This is a genomic window from Geodermatophilus sp. SYSU D00697 (assembly GCF_054050175.1).
In genome coordinates this window covers 24,399-43,110 of record NZ_JBJGYV010000003.1, presented here as the reverse complement: position 1 = coordinate 43,110, position 18,712 = coordinate 24,399, and the positions used below count along the sequence as shown (strand labels likewise).

Sequence of the window (18,712 nt, the reverse complement as noted above, 5' to 3'; positions counted from 1 at the left end):
TCACCGCCCCACGACGCCGGTGCCGTTGATGAGCTTGTCCAGCGCCTCGTCGATGGCCGTCACCATCCGGGCGGCGGCGCTGTAGGCGTGCTGGAACGAGAGCATGTTCGTCATCTCCTCGTCGAGGTTGACCCCCGACACCGACTCGCGGGAGGCGTCCACCTGCGTGGAGATCACCGACTGGACCGTGAGGTCCCGCTCGGCAACGGCGGACTCGACACCGAGCGCCACGACCAGCGCGCGGTAGCCCGCGTCCACGCCGTCGGGCTGCCGGCTGAGCTGGAAGAACCGGTCGGCGTTGATGCCGTCGGCGGACACCGCACCGCCCAGGTCCGTGGGTGACGTCGCGGCGGCGGCCAGCTTGGCGGGCGCCGTGATGCGGAGGGTGATGTTGGCCGCGGTCACCAGGCTGGCGTCGACCGCGCCCGTCCCGGGGCCGTTCCCGAGCAGTGGCTCCCCGAGTGCCCCCCCGGCGTCGTAGCCGGTGGTCTGCACCCCGTTGAGGCTGCTCGCCAGGTGCTGCGCGACCGCGTCCAGCTGCCCGCGGTACTTCGGGATGGTGGTGGTCAGCGCCTGGACCTGCCCCCCGCCGGTGCCGCCGAGGGTCAGGGTGGTCCCGCCGGGCACGGTCCGCACCCGTGGCTCGCCGTCCGTCCCGACGGCGCCGGGCTCGTCCGCCCCGACCAGCTCCATCCCGAGCACGTCGGTCCCGGAGACCAGCGTGGTGCCGCCGACGACGACGTCCACCATCCCGTCCTTGCCGGGGATCGAGGTGCCGCCGACCTGCTTGGCCAGGGACTGCACGAGCAGGTCCCGCCGGTCGGAGAGCTCGTTCACCGGCAGGCCCGCCTGGCTCGCCGACCGGATGGCCGAGTTCAGGTCCGCGATCGACCGGGACGTGGCGTTCACCTCGGTCACCAGGGCCTGCAGGTTGTCGCGGGTCTGCGTCCACTGCTGGTCGAGCGTCGCGCTGGTGGTGCGGATGCCCCGGGCCAGGATGTCGAGCCGCTCCAGGACCTGGCTGCGCGCCGCCGGCTCGGTCGGCTTGTTCGCCAGGTCGCTGAACCCGGACCAGACGTCGGCGAGCATGCTCTGGATGCCGCTGGTCCCGGGCTCGCGGAACGCCGCCTCGATCTGCGCGAGGCTGTCGCTGGACACCGTGAGCCGAGCGGTGCGCGAGGACTCGACCTGCGCCCGGCCCTCGAGGAACGCGTCCCGGATGCGGATGATCTCGTCGGAGCTCACGCCCGAGCCGACCTGGCCGGCCACCGAGTGGATCGCCGGGACGGCGGTGCCGCCCATCGCCTGCAGCGTCACCCGCTGGCGCGAGTAGCCCTCGGTGTTGACGTTGGCGATGTTCTGACCGGTGACGTCCAGGCCGCGCTGGGCCGCCCAGAGCGCGGTCGTCGCCGTGTTGAGCCCGCTGAAAGTACTCACAGGGCACCGTCCAGCGTCACCGCGCGGTGCGCCCGCGCGTCGCTGCGCCCCGTGGCCCCGTAGGTCCCCGCCGAGGGGGCCTTGACCGACAGCAGCGCGTCGCCGATCGCGGCCAGGCCGCCCTCGATCAGCTCGCGGTTGGCGTCGGAGAGGCCCCGCAGCTCGGTGACGAGAACCAGCAGCGCCTCGTGGTGCTTGGCGTACAGGTCGTTCCACGGCGCCGGCGCCGACTCGGCCAGCTTCCGCAGTGACGGATTGCCCCCCACCCCGAGACGCTCGGCGAGCACCTCGGTGGTCGCAGCGCGCTCCACCTCGAGGGTGCGCAACTGGTCGAGGACGACCTCGATCTCGTGGGCGATGCGCGCCAGCCAGCGGGTCTTGCCCGTGACGATGAGGTACTGCTTCTCCTCCGCCTTGAACAGCAGCAGGTCGAGCAGTTCCTGCTCCCGCCAGAGCAGCGTCGACAGGTGCTGGTGGTCCACGCCTCACCGCCTTCCCGATCGGTCCCCGCCCGGCTGATCCCAGGTGCTGCCAGCGGGTTCTCAGGAACTGCCATCGGCACGTCCGGGGGACCCCTCAAGCCGAGGTCCTCAAGTCGGGACGGATTCTGTGCCGACAAGGGGTCCCACTCGCGCCCGGGGCTGCCGAGGAAGGGGACGTGAGAGCATCGCGCGCCCCGGCGGTCGAGCGGCCCCCCGCCCCGCGGCCCCTCGCCGCCCCCGACCGGGACCTCCCGGCTCGCGACGTTCCCGCCCGGGACGTCGACGCCCTCGTGACCGAGCACCTGCCGCTCGCCGCGTTCGCCGTCAACGCGGTCGCGTCCCGGATCTCGCTGCCGGGCCACGTCAGCCGGGAGGACCTGCTCTCCTGCGCGAAGGTGGCGCTGGTCGAGGTGGCGCGCCGGTTCGACCCGTCGGCGGGTGCGTCCTTCGCGACCTACGCCCTGGCCCGGCTGCAGGGCGCCGTCCTCGACGAGCTGCGCTCGGGCGACTGGGCCAGCCGCTCGGTGCGCGCCGCGGCCCGTCGCACGGACGCCGCGGCCGACGCCCTCGCCATGCAGCTGGGGCGCCCCCCGACGCGCGAGGAGCTCGCCGCGAGCCTGGGCATGGCGACCAGCGAGCTGGAGTCCCTGCAGGTCGACGTCCACCGGGCGGTCATGGTCAGCATCGACGCCGACACCGGTCCGGACGGGTCCTCGCTCGACCTGCCCGACGCCGGCGAGTCACCGGAGCGCGCCGTCCTGAGGGGCGAGCGGACCCGCTACCTGCACGAGGCGATCCGCGCCCTGCCCGATCGCCTCGACGAGGTGGTCGAGCGGAACTTCTTCGGTGGGGAGTCGCTCACCGACATCGCCACCGACCTGGGGGTGACCCTCTCCCGCGTCTCGCAGATGCGCGCCCGCGCGCTGACCCTGCTGCACGCCGCGATGAGCGAGCTCTGGGAGGGCACCCCGGTGGCCGCCGGCGGAGGCGTGCGCGCCCGCAACCAGCAGCGCTCGTACGTCGACCGGGTGGCCGGCCGCAACGCTCCCCCGCTCCCCTCCCCGCGGCCGGCGACCCCCGTGCCCGCGTCGCACGCGGCCGCCGCGGTCCCCGCACGCCACAGCGGGCACGCAGCCGCCCACCGCAACCCCTGGGTAGCGGTGGCCCGCGACGCCGCCCGCCCCGCCTGAGGGCCGGGCAGACACCGAACCGCCCGCGTCCTCGAGGAGGACGCGGGCGGTTCGGTCTCTGTGGCCGGCCGCCGGAGCCGGGGGTGCCGGCTCCGGCGGCTCGGGATCAGGCGCTCAGCCGCCCGGCCCGGGCCCGGTTGTCCGCCGCGCGCTGCCACGCCGCCACCCACCGCTCGGCGGTGTGCTCGGTCAGGTGGCCGGCGAGGACGCGCTCGCGGGCCGCCGCGGCGGTCTCGCGCCGGAAGTCGGCGTCCTCGACGGCTCGGGCGATGTGGCCGGCCCAGTCGCGGGGTCGCTTGGCGCGCATGCCGAGGCCGAGCCGCTCGTACTCCGCCGTGAGCGACCGGATGGAGAAGACCCCGCGGGCCGAGTACTCCATGACCTTCAGCCAGCTCTTGCACTCGTTGAAGCGGTCCAGCCGCAGCGGCGCGAGGCCCACGTCGAACAGCTCACCCACGGCCTGGACGTAGTCCTCGACCTCGCGCTTCCACTCGACCTCGAGCGGCGGCTCGGGCAGGTGCAGCCGCTTCTGCGCGTCCAGCGCCTGGCCGAGGACCATGAACCGGCTGCGCCCCCGGGTGCGGTCCAGGCCCTGCTGCAGCCCGGACTCCATGACCTGCAGGTCGTAGGGGTGGCTGGCCACCGAGCCGGTCCAGCCGACGGTGACCACCTCCGGCTCGCGCTCGTAGGTTGGCGGCAGCTCGGCGAGCCGGCGCGGGACGGCGTTGGGGACCACCGCGCCGCGGCCGTGCGCCGCGTACTCCTCCAGCAGCGCCGGGCTGGTCACGGTGACCAGGTCGGCCTCGCGGGCGCAGAGGGCGGCCCACTTGGCGACGTTGTGGCGGATCAGGACGTCGTAGCCCATGTGGCCGTAGGAGATGGCGGTGAACAGGTCGTCCATCTCGACGACGACGGCGACGCCCTGGGCCTGCAGCAGGCGCAGCATCTCCAGCGCCGCCTTGGTCTTGGGCAGCTGCAGGACGACGACGTCGGCCCCCTGCGCGTCGACCGCCACCACCGAGGAGTCCGGGTCGTCCGGCGGCCCGTCCATCGTGGTGGCGAGGCCGTAGCTGACCTCGACGTCCACGCCGAGACCGGCGGCGTTGACGGCCTCGGCCGGCGCGGTGGCGCGGTAGTACAGCGACCCGGCGAAGTGGGTCGAGGAGATCAGGACCTTCATGGTCGGGAGTCCCTTCCGGGGTGGCGGTACGCCGCGGCGTCGGAGGGGCCGGGCGGAGCAACCGGCCACGCTAGGTGACCCCCCGGTGACTTCCGCGCACCCGCGCCGTCCACGTGTCACCCAAAGGTCGTCGCCGGGGTTCGGCAGGTGTCGGCACGCCGGCCGCGTCCCCGCAGGTCCGGCCGCCGTTCCCCGGGCGCGGGACCCCCTCCGGGGGAGCCGCGGGGAAAAGTCCACGGTTTCGGCTCAAGGAGTCCCCGGGGGCCGCCGTTACCCCAGACGCACCACCCGCCAGCACGGATGCCAGCGGGACCAGTACGACCCACCGTCCAAGGAGGAACACCATGGGTCTCAGCGTCAACACCAACATCGCGGCGCTCAACGCCTACCGCAACCTGTCCGTCACGGACAACCAGATGGGCAAGTCCCTGGAGAAGCTGTCCTCCGGTTACCGCATCAACCGTGCCGCCGACGACGCGGCCGGGCTGGCGATCTCCGAGGGCCTGCGTTCGCAGATCGGTGGCCTCAAGGTCGCCATCCGCAACACGCAGGACGGCATCTCCGTCGTGCAGACCGCTGAGGGTGCTCTCACCGAGACGCACGCCATCCTGCAGCGCATGCGCGACCTGGCCGTCCAGTCGGCCAACGGCAGCAACGACGACGACTCCCGCAAGGCGCTGGACGCGGAGTCCGACGCGCTGCGCGAGGAGCTGGACCGGATCGCGAACAAGACGACGTTCAACAACGTCAACCTGCTCGACGGTTCGTTCTCCAGCAAGGCCTTCCAGGTCGGCTACGCCTCCGGTGACACCATCTCGGTGAGCATCAAGTCGGGCACGGCCAACCAGGGCTTCGGTCAGAACCACCTCGGCGTCAGCGGTGTCGACCTGACCTCCGCCTCGGGGGCCTCCGGTGCCATCGGCACCATCGACGCCGCCATCAAGGAGGTGTCGACTGCTCGCGCCGACCTCGGTGCGCTGCAGAACCGGTTCGAGCACACCGTGAAGAACCTCAGCGTCACGGCCGAGAACCTGACCGCGTCGGAGTCCCGGATCCGCGACACGGACATGGCCCAGGAGATGACCAACTTCTCCCGGACCCAGATCCTGAGCCAGGCCGGCACCGCCATGCTGGCCCAGGCGAACGCGGCGTCGCAGAACATCCTGCGACTGCTGGGCTGATCCCCGGCTAGCACCACCCGGTGAGGGGGGAGGCCCCGGCCTCCCCCCTCATCGCGTCTCCCCCACCTCCCCGACGAGACCCCCCAGGAGCCGGCTTGGCAGGCATCAGCATCAGCGGTCTGGTGTCCAGCCTGGACACCGCCTCGATCATCGACCAGCTGATGCAGGTCGAGGCCAACCCGCAGACCCTGCTCCAGCAGCGCCTGTCGAGCACGCAGTCCCAGGCGACCGCCTACCGCGCGGTCAACACCCGGTTCGACGCCCTCCGCACGGCCGCCGAGGCGCTCACCAAGGACACCGCCTGGACCGCCGCCAAGGCCACCACCTCCTCCTCCACCGTCTCCGCGGTCACCTCGAGCACCGCGGCCACCGGTTCGGTGACCTTCACCGTCGACAAGGTGGCCAAGGCCCACGCGGTGATCAGCGACCAGAAGTGGACGGTCGCGGCCGACAAGAGCGCGTCGGACGTCGCCTACGGCACCAACACCCTCACCCTCACCGTCGGCGGAGCGGCGAAGACCATCTCCCTCGACCGCGACGGGAACGGGACCGCGACCCTCGCCGAGGCCGCCGCCGCCATCAACGCGGACACCACCCTCGGGCTCGCCGCGACGGCCGTGCGCACCTCCCCCACCGAGTACCGCCTCCAGATCTCCGCGACCAAGACCGGCGCTGCCTCGCAGTTCTCCGGCACCGGCTTCTCGACGGTCACGCAGGCCTCGGATGCCCAGATCTCCGTCGGTGACACCGGCGCCGGCTACACCATGACGTCGGCGACCAACAGCTTCACCGGCCTGGTGGACGGCACGGCCATCACGGTCACCAAGCCGGAGACCGGCGTCACCCTCAACGTCACCAAGGACCCCGACGCGGTCGCCGCCAAGGTCCAGACGCTGGTGAACTCGGCCAACGACCTGCTCAGCGCCATCTCGTCCTACTCCGACGCCGACAGCAAGTCCGCGATCCTCAAGGGCGACAGCGCTCTCCGGCAGCTGGCCACCCAGGTCCTCGACGTCCTGTCCTACGCCGTCGGCGGGGACGGGTCGGCCGCGCAGGTCGGCCTCCAGCTGACCCGGGACGGCCGCTACAGCTTCGACAAGACGGCGTTCGTCGCCAAGCTCTCGGCCGACCCCGCCGTGGTGCAGCGGATGTTCACCTCCACCACGACGACGGCCGGACCGGACCTCGACCTGGCCACCACCGCGGACAACGTCACGTCCCCGGTCGGTGTGGCGGCCAAGCTGGCCGCGCTGGCCAAGTCCGCCTCCGACACGACCACCGGCACCCTGGTCATGCTCGCCAAGAGCAAGGACACCCTGGCCGGCGACCTCGAGGACCAGGTCGAGGCCTGGGACCGCCGGCTGGAGATCCGCCGTGCGAGCCTCACCGCCCAGTTCACCGCCATGGAGACGGCGCTGGCCACGCTCAAGAGCCAGGGGAGCTGGCTGTCCGCGCAGCTCGGTTCCCTGCCGAGCAGCTCGTCGTCCTGACCCTGACCACCTGACGCTCGCGCGAGCCCGAGGAGAGAACTGATGAGCACTGCCGCTGCGCTGCGCGCCCGGTACATGGGTGACTCCGTCGCCACCGCCTCCCCCCAGCAGCTGCTGGTCATGCTCTACGACCGGCTGGCCCTCGACCTCGAGCGGGCGGAGGGCTCCCTGGCCGCCGGCGACCGCCAGGAGGCCGGCGAGCAGCTCAAGCACGCACAGGACGTCGTCTTCGAGCTGCGCAGCAGCCTGCGCGTCGAGGCCTGGGAGGGCGGACCGCGCCTGGCGGCGCTCTACACGTGGCTGATCACCGAGATGCTGCAGGCCTCCGTCAAGGGCGACCGCAACCGGGTCGCGTCCTGCCGGCAGGTCGTCGAGCCGCTCCGGGACGCGTGGCGGCAGGCCGCCGCGACCCTGGCCGCGACCCCGGCGTGACGACCCCGCACCCCTCGGCCGCCGGCCGGGACGGGCAGCCGTCGGACTGGGCCACCGTCCTGGACGAGATCGAGGGCGAGGTCCTCGCCGCCGAGGCCACGCTGGCCTCCGGCGACCCGGCCTCCGCCGAGCCGTCCGAGGACGGCGTCGCAGCGGCCGCGGCGCGGGCCCGGCGGGTGCAGGACTGGGTGCCGCCCTCCGGGCTGGGGCCCGTTCCCGAGGACCTGCGCGAGCGCGCCGCGCGCCTGCTCCAGCACCAGCTGGCCGTGGCCGAGGAGCTCGTCGAGCGGATCATCCAGTCCCGCCGGCAGCGCGACGTCGCCGCGCGCATGTCCTACGGGCCGCCCCGGCCCGTGGCCTCCTTCATCGACCGGGCCCTGTAGCCCGGAGACCGCACTCCCCCGAGCCCCCCGTGGCGCCACCCGGCGCGACGGGGGGCTCGGTCGTCCTGCGGGGTACCGGGCCGCGCACTCCCGGTCGTCACATCCACCCCGTCCACCCCGTCCGTCCACTCCGGTCACTCGCGTCGTCGCCGCTCGGTCACGGCGGCCACCGGGGACGCCGATGACGGGAGGGCACGGACAGCACCACCATCGCCACGGATCGGCGGCCCCCTCACTCGCTCGCGAGTGTCTCCTGACGTACCCGGAGGCCGATCGTGTCCTGCTGCCCTGCCCACGTGGTGGTCGCCCGATGATCGGCGACGTCACCATGACGACGCTGCACGCCGCCCTGAGCGGGCTGACCCAGCGGCAGCGCGTCACCGCGGACAACATCGCGAACGTCAACACCCCGGGCTTCCTGGCCGGCCGCGTCGACTTCGAGTCCAACCTGAAGAGCCAGCTCGGCAGCGGGCAGGCCCCGACGGTCGGGGGCGGCACCGTGGCCCGCTCGCTGGAGCCGACGAACACGAACGGCAACAACGTGAACCTCGACAGCGAGACGGTCATCGCCACGGAGACCGGCCTGCGCTACCAGCTGGCCCTCAACGCGCTCGACGGCAAGTACAGCGTCCTGCGCACGGCCCTGCGGACGGCGTGACGCGGTGTTCGACAGCCTCAACGTCGCCGGGTCCGGCCTGCTCGCCCACCGCAAGTGGCTGGACGCCGTCTCGGACAACATCTCCAACATCAACACGGTGACCAGCGCCGACGAGGACGCCTTCCAGGAGCGGTTCATCGTCGCGCAGGCCGTCGACTACGGCTCCGGCGAGGGCGGCGTGCGCGTGGCCCGGGCCGAGTTCGGCAGTGCCGAGGGCCGGCTGGTGTACGAACCGGACAACCCGCTGGCCGACGCCGAGGGCTACGTCAAGTACCCCGACATCGACCTCGGCGAGCAGATGACCAACCTGATCATGGCCCAGCGCGGCTACCAGGCGAACCTCGCGACCATGGAGCGGGCGACGAACGCCTACCAGGCCGCCCTGCAGCTCGGGAAGGGCTCATGACCGCGCCCATCGGGGGCATCTCGTTCCCCACCGTGCCGACCCCGGCCATCGGCGACGTCGCCGCGATCTCCGAGCCGACCACCGGCACGTCCGCGGTCTCCGGCTCCGGCTTCGCCGACGTCCTCACCTCGGCGCTGGACCAGGTCGCCTCGGCGCAGTCCGCGTCGAACGACCTCGCCGTCCAGGCCGCCACCGGCGACCTGCGCGACGTGCACGACTACATGATCGCCGCCAACGAGGCGAAGCTCGCCACCGAGATGGTCGTGACCATCAAGAACAAGGCGGTTGAGGCCTTCACCGAGATCATGAGGATGCCGGTCTGATGCCTGCCGCCCTCGCCGGGCCGCTGGAGCGGATCCGCTCCACGCTGTCCACGATCAGCCTCGGCCAGAAGGTCGTCATCGGCCTCCTGGTCGTCGGGCTGCTCCTCGGCGGGTTCTTCTTCGTCCGGTGGAGCACTGCACCGACGATGGCGCCACTGTTCTCCAACCTGGCCTCGACCGACGCCTCGGCGATCGTCGACGAGCTCAACGCCTCGGGCGTCGCCTACGAGCTCGCCGACGGCGGCGGGACGATCATGGTCCCCAACGACCAGGTCTACGACCTGCGGCTGTCGATGAGCGGCAAGGGCCTGCCCGCCGGCTCCGACACCGGCTACGCGCTGCTCGAGGAGCAGGGCATCACCACCAGCGAGTTCCAGCAGCAGGTCTCCTACCAGCGTGCCCTGGAGGGCGAGCTGGCCAAGACCCTGGAGGCGCTGGAGGGCGTCCGGTCCGCGGTGGTGCACGTGGCGCTGCCCGAGGACGAGGTCTTCGTCTCCGACGAGAAGGAGCCCACCGCCTCGGTGCTGCTCGACCTCGCGCCCGGCACCACCCTCAGTGGCGAGCAGATCCAGGCGGTGACCAACCTGGTCTCCTCCAGCATCGAGGGCATGGAGGCCGACCAGGTCACCGTCGCCGACTCGACCGGTGCGGTGCTCTCGGCTCCGGGCCAGGGAGTGACGGCCGCCGCCGGCGACGCCCGGTCCCAGCTCGAGCAGGAGTACGAGGCACGGCTGGCCGGCAACGCGCAGACGATCCTCGACCGCGTCCTCGGCCCGGGCAACGCCCAGGTGTCGGTGCGCGCCGACCTCGACCTGAACCAGCGGGACACCACCTCCAAGACCTACACCTACGAGGACGGCACCCCGCCGATCTCGGAGAGCACGACGACCGAGGAGTACACGGGCAACGGCGCCGCCGTCGGCGGCGTGCTGGGCCCGGAGAACACCGCGGACGCCGGCGGTGACGGCGACTCGGCCTACAACAAGGAGTCGACCACCTCGAACAACGCCGTCGGGGAGACCGTCGAGACGGTCACCGGCGCACCGGGGGCCATCAACCGGCTCACGGTCTCGGTCGTCATGGACCAGGCGGTCGCCGGGAACCTCAACCAGAACCAGGTCCAGGACCTGATCGGCAACGCCGTCGGTCTCGACCCGGCGCGTGGTGACGACATCACTGTCGCCGCCATGGCCTTCGACACGACCGCCGCCGACCAGGCCGCGGCCGAGCTCGAGGCGGCGCAGGAGGCCGAGCGGCAGGCGCAGATCTGGTCGATGATCAAGACCGGTGGCATCGCCCTGGGCATCGCCCTGCTGGTGCTCGTCGTCTGGCTGCGCTCGCGCCGCCGGCAGGACGCCGAGGAGGACTACGAGCCGCTGGAGCTCCCCGACGACGTGATGGCCGAGCTGGACCGGATCCGCATCGAGAGCACCCGCGAGATCCCGGTCGACAACGCGCAGGCCGAGCTCGAGGCGGCCGAACGGGCCCGGGTGCGCGGGGAGATCGCGACGATGGTGAGCGAGAAGCCCGACGAGGTCGCGGCCATGCTCCGCGGATGGCTCAGTGAGAGTGGGAGCAAGGCATGACGCTGGCCAGCGTGGAGCAGATGGTCGGCATGGCGCCGGCCGCCGACCGGACCGCCGTCCTGCCGGCCGTCCGGCAGCGCCCGGAGATGCCCGGCGTCCGCAAGGCCGCCGTCTTCATCGCGCAGCTCACCAAGGACGAGGCCGGCGCGCTGCTGGCCAAGATGCGCCCGCGGGAGGTGGAGGTGATCACCCGCGAGCTGATGAAGCTGGGCACGGTGGGGGCCGACGACGTCGACGGCGTCCTCGAGGAGTTCCACCAGCTCATGAGCGCGCAGCGGTTCGTGGGGCGCGGCGGCGTGGACTTCGCCCGCGAGATCCTCGCCGCGGGCCTGGGCGAGGAGAAGGCCGACGGCATCCTGTCCCGGCTCAACGTCGTCTACACCGAGGTGCCCTTCGCCTCGCTGCGCAACGTCGACGTGCGCCAGCTGGTCACCTTCCTCAAGGACGAGCACCCGCAGACCATCGCCCTGGTGCTGGCCCACCTGACGGCGGCGCAGTCCGCCGAGGTGCTCTCCGGGTTCGCCCCCGAGCAGCAGGCCGCGGTGGCCCACCGGATCGCGACGATGGACCGGACCTCGCCGGAGATGGTCCGGCTGGTCGAGGAGGAGCTCGGCCGGCGCATGGGCTCGCTGCTGGCGCACCAGGACATGAGCACGGTCGGCGGTGTCGAGACCCTCGTGGAGATCATCAACCGCTCGCCCCGACCGACCGAGCGGTCGATCCTCGAGTGGCTGGACAGCACCGACCCCGAGCTCGCCGAGCAGGTCCGGGCCCAGATGTTCGTGTTCGAGGACATCGTGACCATCGACGACCGCTCGCTGCAGCTGGTGCTCCGCGAGGTCGAGGCCAACGACCTGGCCACCGCGCTCAAGGGCGTGCGCCCCGACGTGCGGGACAAGGTCGTCCGCAACCTCTCCGAGCGCGCCGCGGAGAACCTCGCGGAGGAGATCGAGCTGCTCGGCCCGGTCCGCACGCGGACGGTCGAGGAGGCCCAGGCCAAGGTCGTCGGCGTCATCCGGACCCTCGAGGAGCAGGGCGCCCTCACGATCTCGCGCGGTGGCGACGATGACTTCGTCTCGTGACGACAGCCGCGGGAGCATCGCAGCGAGGAACGAGCGAGGAGCGGACCGCGGCGCGGATGGGGGCACCTCCCGCTTGCGGGGGACACGACAGATGACACGGCCTGAGGCCGCGGCCCCCGGTGTCCCTGCGGCGCCGGGGCGCCGGCAGCCTCGGGAGTCGGCGCTCCTGCGCGGGGACACGGCGGCCCAGCCGGCGCCCTACACGCGCGCGGTCCCGGTGCAGCCGACCGGCGAGCGGCGGACCACGATCCGCCGGGCCGCGGACATGCCGGTGCCGGCCAACCGGAGCTCGTTCCGGCTCGGGGACGTCTACGCCGAGGAGCTGGCCCGGCTGCGCGAGCACGCCCGCCGGGAGGGCTTCGCCGCCGGGCACGCGGAGGGCGTGCTGGCCGCCGAGAGCGTCGTCGCCGAGGCCGAGAGCGCCGCCGAGGAGCGGCTGGCAGAGGTGCAGGCCCGGTGGGAGCGGCGGCTGGTCTCGGCCACCGCGGCACTGGGCGCGGCGGTCACCCAGCTCGAGGAGGCCGCGCTGCCGGTGGCCGAGGACGTCCGCGACTCGGTCATCTCCATCGTGCTCACCCTGGTCGAGGACCTCCTCTGCCGGGAGCTCGCGATCGCCGACTCGCCCGCGCTCGACGCCGTCCGGCGGGCGCTGACCCTGTGCCCGGCCGACGCGCCGACCGTCGTCCGGCTGCACCCCGACGACCTCCGGGAGATCCCCGCCGAGGCGCTGGCCGAGCTGCCCGACACCGTCCGGGTCGTCGCCGACGTCGCGGTGGAGCGGGCCGGTGCCATCGCCGAGACCGGCCCCTCCCGCGTCGACGCCCAGCTCGGCACCGCGCTGCAGCGGGTCCGGGCGGTGCTCGCCCCGTGAGTGTCGGACTGCTCGACCGCGCGCGGGCGGCCGCCCGCCCGGAGCTCACCGGTCAGGTCGTCGGCGCCATGGGACTGACCCTCGCGGTGGAGGGCATCGTCGCCGCCGTCGGCGACCTGGTGGAGGTCGACCCCGGCCCCCGGGGGCTGCTCGGCGAGGTCGTCGCGGTCACCCGGGACCGGCTGACCTGCATGCCGCTCGGCGAGCTGTCGGGCGTGCACTCCGGCGCCCCGGTGCGCGCCACCGGCATGCCGCTGCAGGTGCCGGTCGGCGAGGCGCTGCTGGGCCGCGTCCTCGACGGCCTCGGCCGGCCGGTGGACGGCGGCCCGCCGCTGGACGCCGGGCTGGAGTTCGTCGACCTGTCCAGCGAGACCCCGCACCCGCTCGCGCGCAGCCGGGTGGCCGAGCCGCTGACCTCCGGCGTCCGGGTCCTCGACACGATGGTGCCGATCGGCAAGGGGCAGCGGCTGGGCATCTTCGCCGGCTCCGGCGTGGGCAAGTCCACGCTGCTGGCCCAGATCACCCGCGGCACCGACGCCGACGTGCGGGTCATCGGCCTGATCGGCGAGCGTGGCCGCGAGGTCAAGGAGTTCCTCGAGGAGAACCTCGGGCCCGAGGGGATGGCGCGCACCGTCGTCGTGGTCGCCACCTCCGACGAGCCCCCGCTGGTGCGGCTCAAGGCCGCGTTCGTCGCCACCCGCATCGCCGAGGGGTTCCGCGACCAGGGCCGCGACGTCCTGCTGCTCATGGACTCCATCACCCGGACGGCGATGGCCCAGCGCGAGGTCGGGCTCTCCGCCGGGGAGCCCCCGGCGACCCGGGGCTACCCGCCGAGCGTGTTCGCGATGATGCCGCGGCTGCTGGAGAAGGCCGGCACGGCCGCCACCGGGTCGATCACCGGGCTCTACACCGTCCTCGTCGACGGCGACGACCACAACGAGCCGATCGCCGACACCGCCCGCTCCATCCTCGACGGGCACGTCGTGCTCACCCGCAAGCTGGCCACCGCGGGGCACTTCCCGGCGATCGACGTCCTCGAGTCGATCTCGCGGGTCGCCGGCGCGGTGGTCCCGCCGGCGCAGATGGCCGACGCCCGCGAGATCCGGCGGCTGATGGGTGCCCTGCGCGACGTCAAGGAGCTCATCGAGATCGGCGCCTACCAGGCCGGCTCGGACCCGCTCGTCGACCGGGCCCGGCAGCTGGCCCCGGCGATCGAGTCCTTCCTCCAGCAGTCCACGGGCGAACTGACCCCGGCGGCCGACGCCTGGTCGTGGCTGAACCGCATCATCCGGTCGGCGTGAGCGGCACGACCGGGAGCCCGGCGTGAAGCGGGCGGCGTTCCGGCTGCAGCCGGTCCTGGAGTTGCGCCGCACCGAGGAGCGCACCGCCGCCCTGGCGGCCGCCGAGGCGGCGCGCGCGGCGGCCGAGGCCGATCGCCGGGCCACCGAGGCCGAGGCGGCGCTGTCCTCCGCCGTGCCCGCGGGTCCCACCACCCCCGGCGCGTTCCGCGCCGCGATGGTGCTGGCGCGGGTGGCGGCGGAGGACGCGGCGTCCGCCCGCGCCCTGGCCACCGCCTCTGCCGAGCAGGCCGACCTGGTGCGCGCCGCCTGGACGGCGGCCGCCCAGCGGACCAAGGGCCTGGAGCGGTTGCGCGAACGGCACCTGCAGACGGTGCGACTGGCCGAGCAGGCTGCCGAGGAGAGGACCGTGGACGACCTCGTCACCGGCCGCTCCGGCCGCCGCAGCCCCGCCGAGGAGGGGCCGTGGACGGACTGACCCAGGTGCAGGCCCGGATCAGCGAGATCCAGGCCCGCTTCACGTTGCCCGTCCGCACGTCGACCAGCACCGCCTGGACGACGGCCGCCACCGCCGCCGGCCTCACCGGCACCGCGGCGACGGCGTCGGCCACTCCCGGCACCGCGTCAGCGGCCTCCGAGCAGGCCGTCGTCGCCGAGGCGCGGAAGCACCTCGGCGTCCCCTACCTGTGGGGCGGGACCGACCCGGCGAAGGGCCTGGACTGCTCCGGGCTGGTCCAGCGCGTCTACGGCGACCTCGGCGTCGACCTGCCCCGGACCTCCGCGCAGCAGGCCACCACCGGCACCGCGGTCGCCTCGCTGGCCGACGCCCGCCCCGGCGACCTGGTCTTCTTCGACCACTCCTCCCGGCCCGGCATCGACCACGTCGGCATCTACATCGGCGACGGGAAGATGATCGCCGCGCCCCAGGAGGGCGAGACGGTGAAGGTGCAGTCCGTCGGCGACCCGGCGGTCATCCGCCGCGTGCTCCCCGCGCAGGCCACGGCGGCCGCGACCGCGTCGAGCGCCTCGCTGGCCGGGGTCCCCTACGCGAACCTGTTCTCCGCGGCCGGCGCCCGACACGGCGTCGACCCCGCGCTGCTGGCGGCGGTCGCGTCGCAGGAGTCCGGCTTCGACGCCTCGGCGGTCTCCCCCGCCGGTGCCCAGGGGCTGATGCAGTTCATGCCGGCGACCGCGCAGGGGCTCGGCGTCGACGCGTTCGACCCGGCGTCGGCCGTCGACGGCGCCGCCCGCTACCTGAGCCAGCTCACCGACCAGTTCGGCTCCACCGACCTGGCCCTGGCCGCCTACAACGCCGGACCGGGCACGGTGCGCCGCTACGGCGGCATCCCGCCCTACGCCGAGACCCAGGACTACGTCCGTTCCGTGACGAGCAAGGCGGAGGCCTACCGATGACCTCACCCGTGATGGCGGCTCCCCCGCCCGCGGCCCCGGCCGCCGCACCGGCGGCGTCCCCGGGCGGGGGCGAGCGGTTCGCCTCCGCCCTGGACGACGCGGTCGCCGGTGGCCAGGGCCGCGCCGGCGGGCACGACGCGGCCGGTGAGCCGGATGCCGCACCGGCGGAGACGGGGGCGGAGACCGCCGCTCCCGACGACCCGGCACCGGCCGAGCCCCCGGTGGTCCCCGCCGGCATGCCGCCCGGGCTGTGGGCGCTGCTGACCGGTCTGGGCCCCGCTGCACCGGCCGCGGCTGCCACGCAGGCGGCCCCGGCCTCCGGGGTGGCGGAGGTCGCGGGCGCGGTCGCGACCGCCGGTGCGGGAGCCGGTCCCGGCGGCGTCCCGGCGGGCTCGGTCCCGGGAGGCGCCACCCTCCCGGGTGCCGCCCTCGACGCCGCCGTGCTGCCCGGTGTCCCGACGGCCGCAGCGCTCCCCGGCGTGGCGGGGACGCCGACCGCCGTGCCCGCCGCGGGACTCCCCGCGGCGGCGGACGTCCTGCCGGCCGGCGCCGCCGGTGTCGGGGCCCTCCCGGTTCCCGGCCTCGTGGTCGTCGCCGCGGCCGGGCCCGACGCCGGCGCCGAGCCCCTCCCCGTGCCGCCCGCTCCCGCGGCTGCGCCGGCCGAGGCTCCGGCTGCGCCGGCCCCGACCCCCGCGGCGCCCACCTCGCCCGTCGGGGCGGACGCCCCGGCGGCCGCACCGGTCGCCGTCGCGGCGCCCGCGCCCGCCCCGGTCACTGCGACCGCACCGATCGCGGGCCCTGCGGCCGACGCCGGCTCGCCGCCGGTGGGCACGCAGGTCGCCTCGCACGTCGCCGTCCTCCGCAACGGACCCGACGGCGTGCACACGATGACCGTCGTCCTCACCCCGGAGACCCTCGGCACCGTCGAGGTGCAGGTCACCCTCACCCACGGCTCTGTCGACCTGACCCTCCGCGGCGCGACCGAGGCCGCCCGGGCCGCCCTGCTCGACGCCCTGCCCGACCTGCGCCGCGACCTGCAGAGCGCCGGCCTCAGCTGCACCAACGCCTCGGTCGACCGGGACCCCGGCACCGCCTGGACTCCCGGCCAGCAGCAGCCCGGCGGCGACCGGGCCGGCCAGCAGGGCTCGCCCGACGGCCGCGGCCGCCCGTGGCTGCGCACCCCCGAGGGCGACGGCCGGCCCGTCGCCGGTCCCCCTGCCACCACCACCGCGTCCGGCCTGGACGTCCGGGTCTGAGAGGAGTCGAACGACCATGCCCGATCCCGTCGGCGGTACGGGGAGCATCCCCACCACGCCCGCGACCACGTCGGTGACCCGCACCGACCAGATGGACAAGGACGTGTTCCTGAAGCTCCTGGTGGCGCAGATGCGCTACCAGGACCCCAGCAACCCCAGCAGCACGACCGAGTTCATGGCGCAGACGGCGACGTTCAGCCAGGTCGAGAAGCTGGAGCAACTGGCCACCCAGAACGCCGAACTGCTGAGCCTGCAGCGCTCGCTGAGCGCCGGAGCACTCGTCGGCCACGCGGTCAGCTACACCGCCGAGGACGGCACCACGGTGACCGGCACGGTGAGCTCGGTGCGCTTCGCCGGCGACGAGGAGCCCGCGGCCGTCGTGGGCGGGGTCACCGTGCCGCTCGGCCGGCTGACCGAGGTCGCCCTGCCCTCCTCCGACTGACCCCGACCGACCCCGACCGACCTCCCCCTGCCGCCGGTCCCCGCGAGGACCGACCCCACCCCGAGGAGCCCCTCCCGTGCTGCGTTCCATGTTCTCCGCGATCTCGGGCCTGCGCGCCCACCAGACCAAGCTCGACGTGACCGGCAACAACATCGCCAACGTCAACACGGTGGGCTTCAAGGGCAGCCAGACCGTCTTCGAGGACACCCTGTCCCAGGTGCTGAGCAACGGCGGCGCCCCGACCGCCGAGCGCGGCGGCACCAACCCCGCCCAGGTCGGTCTCGGCGTGAAGGTCGCCGGCATCACGACCAACTTCGGGCAGGGCTCGACCCAGAACACCGGGCGCTCCACCGACTTCCTCATCAGCGGCGACGGGTTCTTCGTGACGTCGGCCGGCAACGAGCAGACCTACACCCGGGCCGGTTCGTTCAGCTTCGACGGCAGCGGCAAGCTGGTCACGCCGGACGGCGCGGTGCTGCAGGGCTGGATGGCCCGGGCCGACGGCACGGTCGACACCAACGGCGCCATCGGCGACCTGTCGGTGCCCTACGGCCAGGTCATGCCGCCGAAGGCCTCGCGGGAGGGCGGCATCCGGGGCAACCTGTCCAGCGGCGCGGCGGGCGGGACGGCCGTCCAGTCGCAGATCACCATGTACGACGCCCTGGGCAAGGCCCACCAGATCAGCGCGACGTTCACCAAGGACACGACGGTCGCCAACCGCTGGTCGGTGTCCCTGGCCGACGAGACCGGCGCCACCCTCGTCACCACGCCGGCGGCCCCGGTCATCAACTTCAACGCGACCACCGGTGCCCCGAGCCTGAACAGCCTCACCTTCACGCCGAGCGCCTCGATGGTGGCCAGCTGGCCCGGCCCGGTCACCGTGGACATCAGCGACGTCAGCCAGTTCGGCTCGGCCAGCTCCCTGGTCCCCACCGAGCAGGACGGCTACGCCCCCGGCACCCTGCAGTCGTTCTCGCTGAGCGCCGACGGCAGCATCGTCGGCGTCTACTCCAACAGCCTGCGCCAGAACATCGGCCAGCTGGCCCTGGCCACCTTCGCCAACCCCGCCGGCCTGGAGAAGGCCGGCAACTCCTCCTTCCGGGTGGGCAACAACTCCGGGACCGCCGTCGTCGGCCGCGCCGGAGCCGGCGGCGCGGGCACGCTCACCGCGGGCGCGCTGGAGATGTCCAACGTCGACCTGGCCGAGGAGTTCACCGGGCTGATCGTCGCCCAGCGTGGCTTCCAGGCGAACAGCCGCGTCATCACCAGCTCCGACGAGGTGCTGCAGGACCTGGTCAACCTCAAGCGCTAGTAGAAGGACCCCGTCCTCCCCACCCCTCGCCTGCTCGGGGCGGTGCCCGGGACGGGGCCGGGGCCCTGGAGGGAGACGTCCCAGCAGGTCACCCGGCGGCCCGGTCCCTCCCCGGAGGGGCCGGGCCGTCGTGCGTGCGGCGGCGTCGCCCGCCTCGCGCGTCACACCGTTCCCGCAGCTCACCCCCGGGGGTGAGGCGCCCCGTTCGACTCAAGCCGGGTCGCCGCCACGCCGATGACAACACACAGCCGGGCAGCGACGCCGCGTGCGGCCGCCCTCCCCTCCCCGAT

At 73.8% G+C, this 18,712-nt stretch carries 20 protein-coding genes; 17 read left to right on the top strand and 3 right to left on the bottom strand.

Annotation, left to right across the window (positions count from 1 at the left end):
- Together flgK and ACI79C_RS03815 are read right to left on the bottom strand one after the other, a co-directional pair.
- Positions 1 to 1,437, bottom strand: a complete 1,437-nt coding sequence (gene flgK / locus ACI79C_RS03820) for a flagellar hook-associated protein FlgK (RefSeq protein ID WP_456944288.1) — start codon at positions 1,435 to 1,437, stop codon at positions 1 to 3.
- Positions 1,434 to 1,919, bottom strand: a complete 486-nt coding sequence (locus tag ACI79C_RS03815; RefSeq protein ID WP_456944287.1) for a flagellar protein FlgN — start codon at positions 1,917 to 1,919, stop codon at positions 1,434 to 1,436. Before ACI79C_RS03815 ends, flgK begins: the two co-directional genes overlap by 4 nt.
- A gap of 176 nt (positions 1,920 to 2,095) precedes the next feature.
- Between ACI79C_RS03815 and ACI79C_RS03810 the strand changes: the two genes are divergently transcribed.
- Entirely contained in the window at positions 2,096 to 3,109 is a 1,014-nt protein-coding gene (locus ACI79C_RS03810; protein ID WP_456944286.1) for a sigma-70 family RNA polymerase sigma factor, read from the top strand.
- Positions 3,110 to 3,215: 106 nt separating this feature from the next.
- On the opposite strand, the gene ACI79C_RS03805 is transcribed toward ACI79C_RS03810, so the two are convergent.
- Positions 3,216 to 4,289 carry a glycosyltransferase family protein gene (locus ACI79C_RS03805; protein WP_456944285.1) on the bottom strand — a complete coding sequence of 358 codons (1,074 nt, stop codon included), beginning with the start codon at positions 4,287 to 4,289 and terminating at the stop codon, positions 3,216 to 3,218.
- A gap of 344 nt (positions 4,290 to 4,633) precedes the next feature.
- Between ACI79C_RS03805 and ACI79C_RS03800 the strand changes: the two genes are divergently transcribed.
- From ACI79C_RS03800 to ACI79C_RS03725, 16 genes are all read left to right on the top strand, one after another.
- A complete protein-coding gene (locus ACI79C_RS03800) occupies positions 4,634 to 5,470 on the top strand; it encodes a flagellin N-terminal helical domain-containing protein (RefSeq protein WP_456944284.1) in 837 nt (278 codons plus the stop codon).
- 95 nt (positions 5,471 to 5,565) lie between these two features.
- Positions 5,566 to 6,960, top strand: coding sequence for a flagellar filament capping protein FliD (gene fliD, locus ACI79C_RS03795; RefSeq protein WP_456944283.1), 1,395 nt, complete (start codon positions 5,566 to 5,568; stop codon positions 6,958 to 6,960).
- Between the two features lie 42 nt (positions 6,961 to 7,002).
- On the top strand, positions 7,003 to 7,392 hold the full coding sequence (gene fliS, locus ACI79C_RS03790; protein WP_456944282.1) for a flagellar export chaperone FliS: 390 nt from the start codon (positions 7,003 to 7,005) through the stop codon (positions 7,390 to 7,392).
- Positions 7,389 to 7,775: a hypothetical protein gene (locus ACI79C_RS03785; protein ID WP_456944281.1), complete on the top strand. Its 387-nt coding sequence runs from the start codon at positions 7,389 to 7,391 to the stop codon at positions 7,773 to 7,775. Before fliS ends, ACI79C_RS03785 begins: the two co-directional genes overlap by 4 nt.
- Before the next feature lie 310 nt (positions 7,776 to 8,085).
- Positions 8,086 to 8,433, top strand: a complete 348-nt coding sequence (locus ACI79C_RS03780; RefSeq protein ID WP_456944280.1) for a flagellar basal body rod protein FlgB — start codon at positions 8,086 to 8,088, stop codon at positions 8,431 to 8,433.
- Positions 8,434 to 8,437: 4 nt separating this feature from the next.
- The gene (gene flgC, locus ACI79C_RS03775; RefSeq protein WP_456944279.1) at positions 8,438 to 8,839 is read left to right on the top strand and encodes a flagellar basal body rod protein FlgC; all 402 of its coding nucleotides are present in this window, start codon (positions 8,438 to 8,440) and stop codon (positions 8,837 to 8,839) included.
- Entirely contained in the window at positions 8,836 to 9,162 is a 327-nt protein-coding gene (fliE, locus tag ACI79C_RS03770; RefSeq protein ID WP_456944278.1) for a flagellar hook-basal body complex protein FliE, read from the top strand. Before flgC ends, fliE begins: the two co-directional genes overlap by 4 nt.
- The gene (gene fliF, locus ACI79C_RS03765; RefSeq protein ID WP_456944277.1) at positions 9,162 to 10,748 is read left to right on the top strand and encodes a flagellar basal-body MS-ring/collar protein FliF; all 1,587 of its coding nucleotides are present in this window, start codon (positions 9,162 to 9,164) and stop codon (positions 10,746 to 10,748) included. Before fliE ends, fliF begins: the two co-directional genes overlap by 1 nt.
- Positions 10,745 to 11,830: a flagellar motor switch protein FliG gene (fliG, locus tag ACI79C_RS03760; protein WP_456944276.1), complete on the top strand. Its 1,086-nt coding sequence runs from the start codon at positions 10,745 to 10,747 to the stop codon at positions 11,828 to 11,830. The genes fliF and fliG overlap by 4 nt, the downstream gene beginning before the upstream one ends.
- Before the next feature lie 91 nt (positions 11,831 to 11,921).
- Positions 11,922 to 12,701, top strand: coding sequence for a FliH/SctL family protein (locus ACI79C_RS03755; RefSeq protein ID WP_456944275.1), 780 nt, complete (start codon positions 11,922 to 11,924; stop codon positions 12,699 to 12,701).
- Positions 12,698 to 14,002: a FliI/YscN family ATPase gene (locus ACI79C_RS03750; protein WP_456944274.1), complete on the top strand. Its 1,305-nt coding sequence runs from the start codon at positions 12,698 to 12,700 to the stop codon at positions 14,000 to 14,002. Before ACI79C_RS03755 ends, ACI79C_RS03750 begins: the two co-directional genes overlap by 4 nt.
- Before the next feature lie 22 nt (positions 14,003 to 14,024).
- On the top strand, positions 14,025 to 14,477 hold the full coding sequence (locus tag ACI79C_RS03745; protein WP_456944273.1) for a flagellar export protein FliJ: 453 nt from the start codon (positions 14,025 to 14,027) through the stop codon (positions 14,475 to 14,477).
- Positions 14,465 to 15,412 carry a transglycosylase SLT domain-containing protein gene (locus ACI79C_RS03740; RefSeq protein ID WP_456944272.1) on the top strand — a complete coding sequence of 316 codons (948 nt, stop codon included), beginning with the start codon at positions 14,465 to 14,467 and terminating at the stop codon, positions 15,410 to 15,412. The genes ACI79C_RS03745 and ACI79C_RS03740 overlap by 13 nt, the downstream gene beginning before the upstream one ends.
- Positions 15,409 to 16,668 carry a flagellar hook-length control protein FliK gene (locus ACI79C_RS03735; protein ID WP_456944271.1) on the top strand — a complete coding sequence of 420 codons (1,260 nt, stop codon included), beginning with the start codon at positions 15,409 to 15,411 and terminating at the stop codon, positions 16,666 to 16,668. Before ACI79C_RS03740 ends, ACI79C_RS03735 begins: the two co-directional genes overlap by 4 nt.
- A 16-nt stretch (positions 16,669 to 16,684) precedes the next feature.
- The gene (locus ACI79C_RS03730; RefSeq protein ID WP_456944270.1) at positions 16,685 to 17,110 is read left to right on the top strand and encodes a flagellar hook capping FlgD N-terminal domain-containing protein; all 426 of its coding nucleotides are present in this window, start codon (positions 16,685 to 16,687) and stop codon (positions 17,108 to 17,110) included.
- A 76-nt stretch (positions 17,111 to 17,186) separates the two neighbouring features.
- The gene (locus ACI79C_RS03725; protein ID WP_456944269.1) at positions 17,187 to 18,422 is read left to right on the top strand and encodes a flagellar hook protein FlgE; all 1,236 of its coding nucleotides are present in this window, start codon (positions 17,187 to 17,189) and stop codon (positions 18,420 to 18,422) included.
- Positions 18,423 to 18,712: the final 290 nt, after the last annotated feature.

What these genes read in the sequence shown, in the direction of transcription:
- ACI79C_RS03805 (WP_456944285.1), bottom strand. Translation starts at nt 4,289, where the DNA reads ATGAAGGTCCTGATCTCCTCGACCCACTTCGCCGGGTCGCTGTACTAC.
- ACI79C_RS03800 (WP_456944284.1), top strand. Translation starts at nt 4,634, where the DNA reads ATGGGTCTCAGCGTCAACACCAACATCGCGGCGCTCAACGCCTACCGC.
- fliS (WP_456944282.1), top strand. Translation starts at nt 7,003, where the DNA reads ATGAGCACTGCCGCTGCGCTGCGCGCCCGGTACATGGGTGACTCCGTC.
- ACI79C_RS03780 (WP_456944280.1), top strand. Translation starts at nt 8,086, where the DNA reads ATGATCGGCGACGTCACCATGACGACGCTGCACGCCGCCCTGAGCGGG.
- fliE (WP_456944278.1), top strand. Translation starts at nt 8,836, where the DNA reads ATGACCGCGCCCATCGGGGGCATCTCGTTCCCCACCGTGCCGACCCCG.
- fliF (WP_456944277.1), top strand. Translation starts at nt 9,162, where the DNA reads ATGCCTGCCGCCCTCGCCGGGCCGCTGGAGCGGATCCGCTCCACGCTG.
- fliG (WP_456944276.1), top strand. Translation starts at nt 10,745, where the DNA reads ATGACGCTGGCCAGCGTGGAGCAGATGGTCGGCATGGCGCCGGCCGCC.
- ACI79C_RS03755 (WP_456944275.1), top strand. Translation starts at nt 11,922, where the DNA reads ATGACACGGCCTGAGGCCGCGGCCCCCGGTGTCCCTGCGGCGCCGGGG.
- ACI79C_RS03735 (WP_456944271.1), top strand. Translation starts at nt 15,409, where the DNA reads ATGACCTCACCCGTGATGGCGGCTCCCCCGCCCGCGGCCCCGGCCGCC.
- ACI79C_RS03730 (WP_456944270.1), top strand. Translation starts at nt 16,685, where the DNA reads ATGCCCGATCCCGTCGGCGGTACGGGGAGCATCCCCACCACGCCCGCG.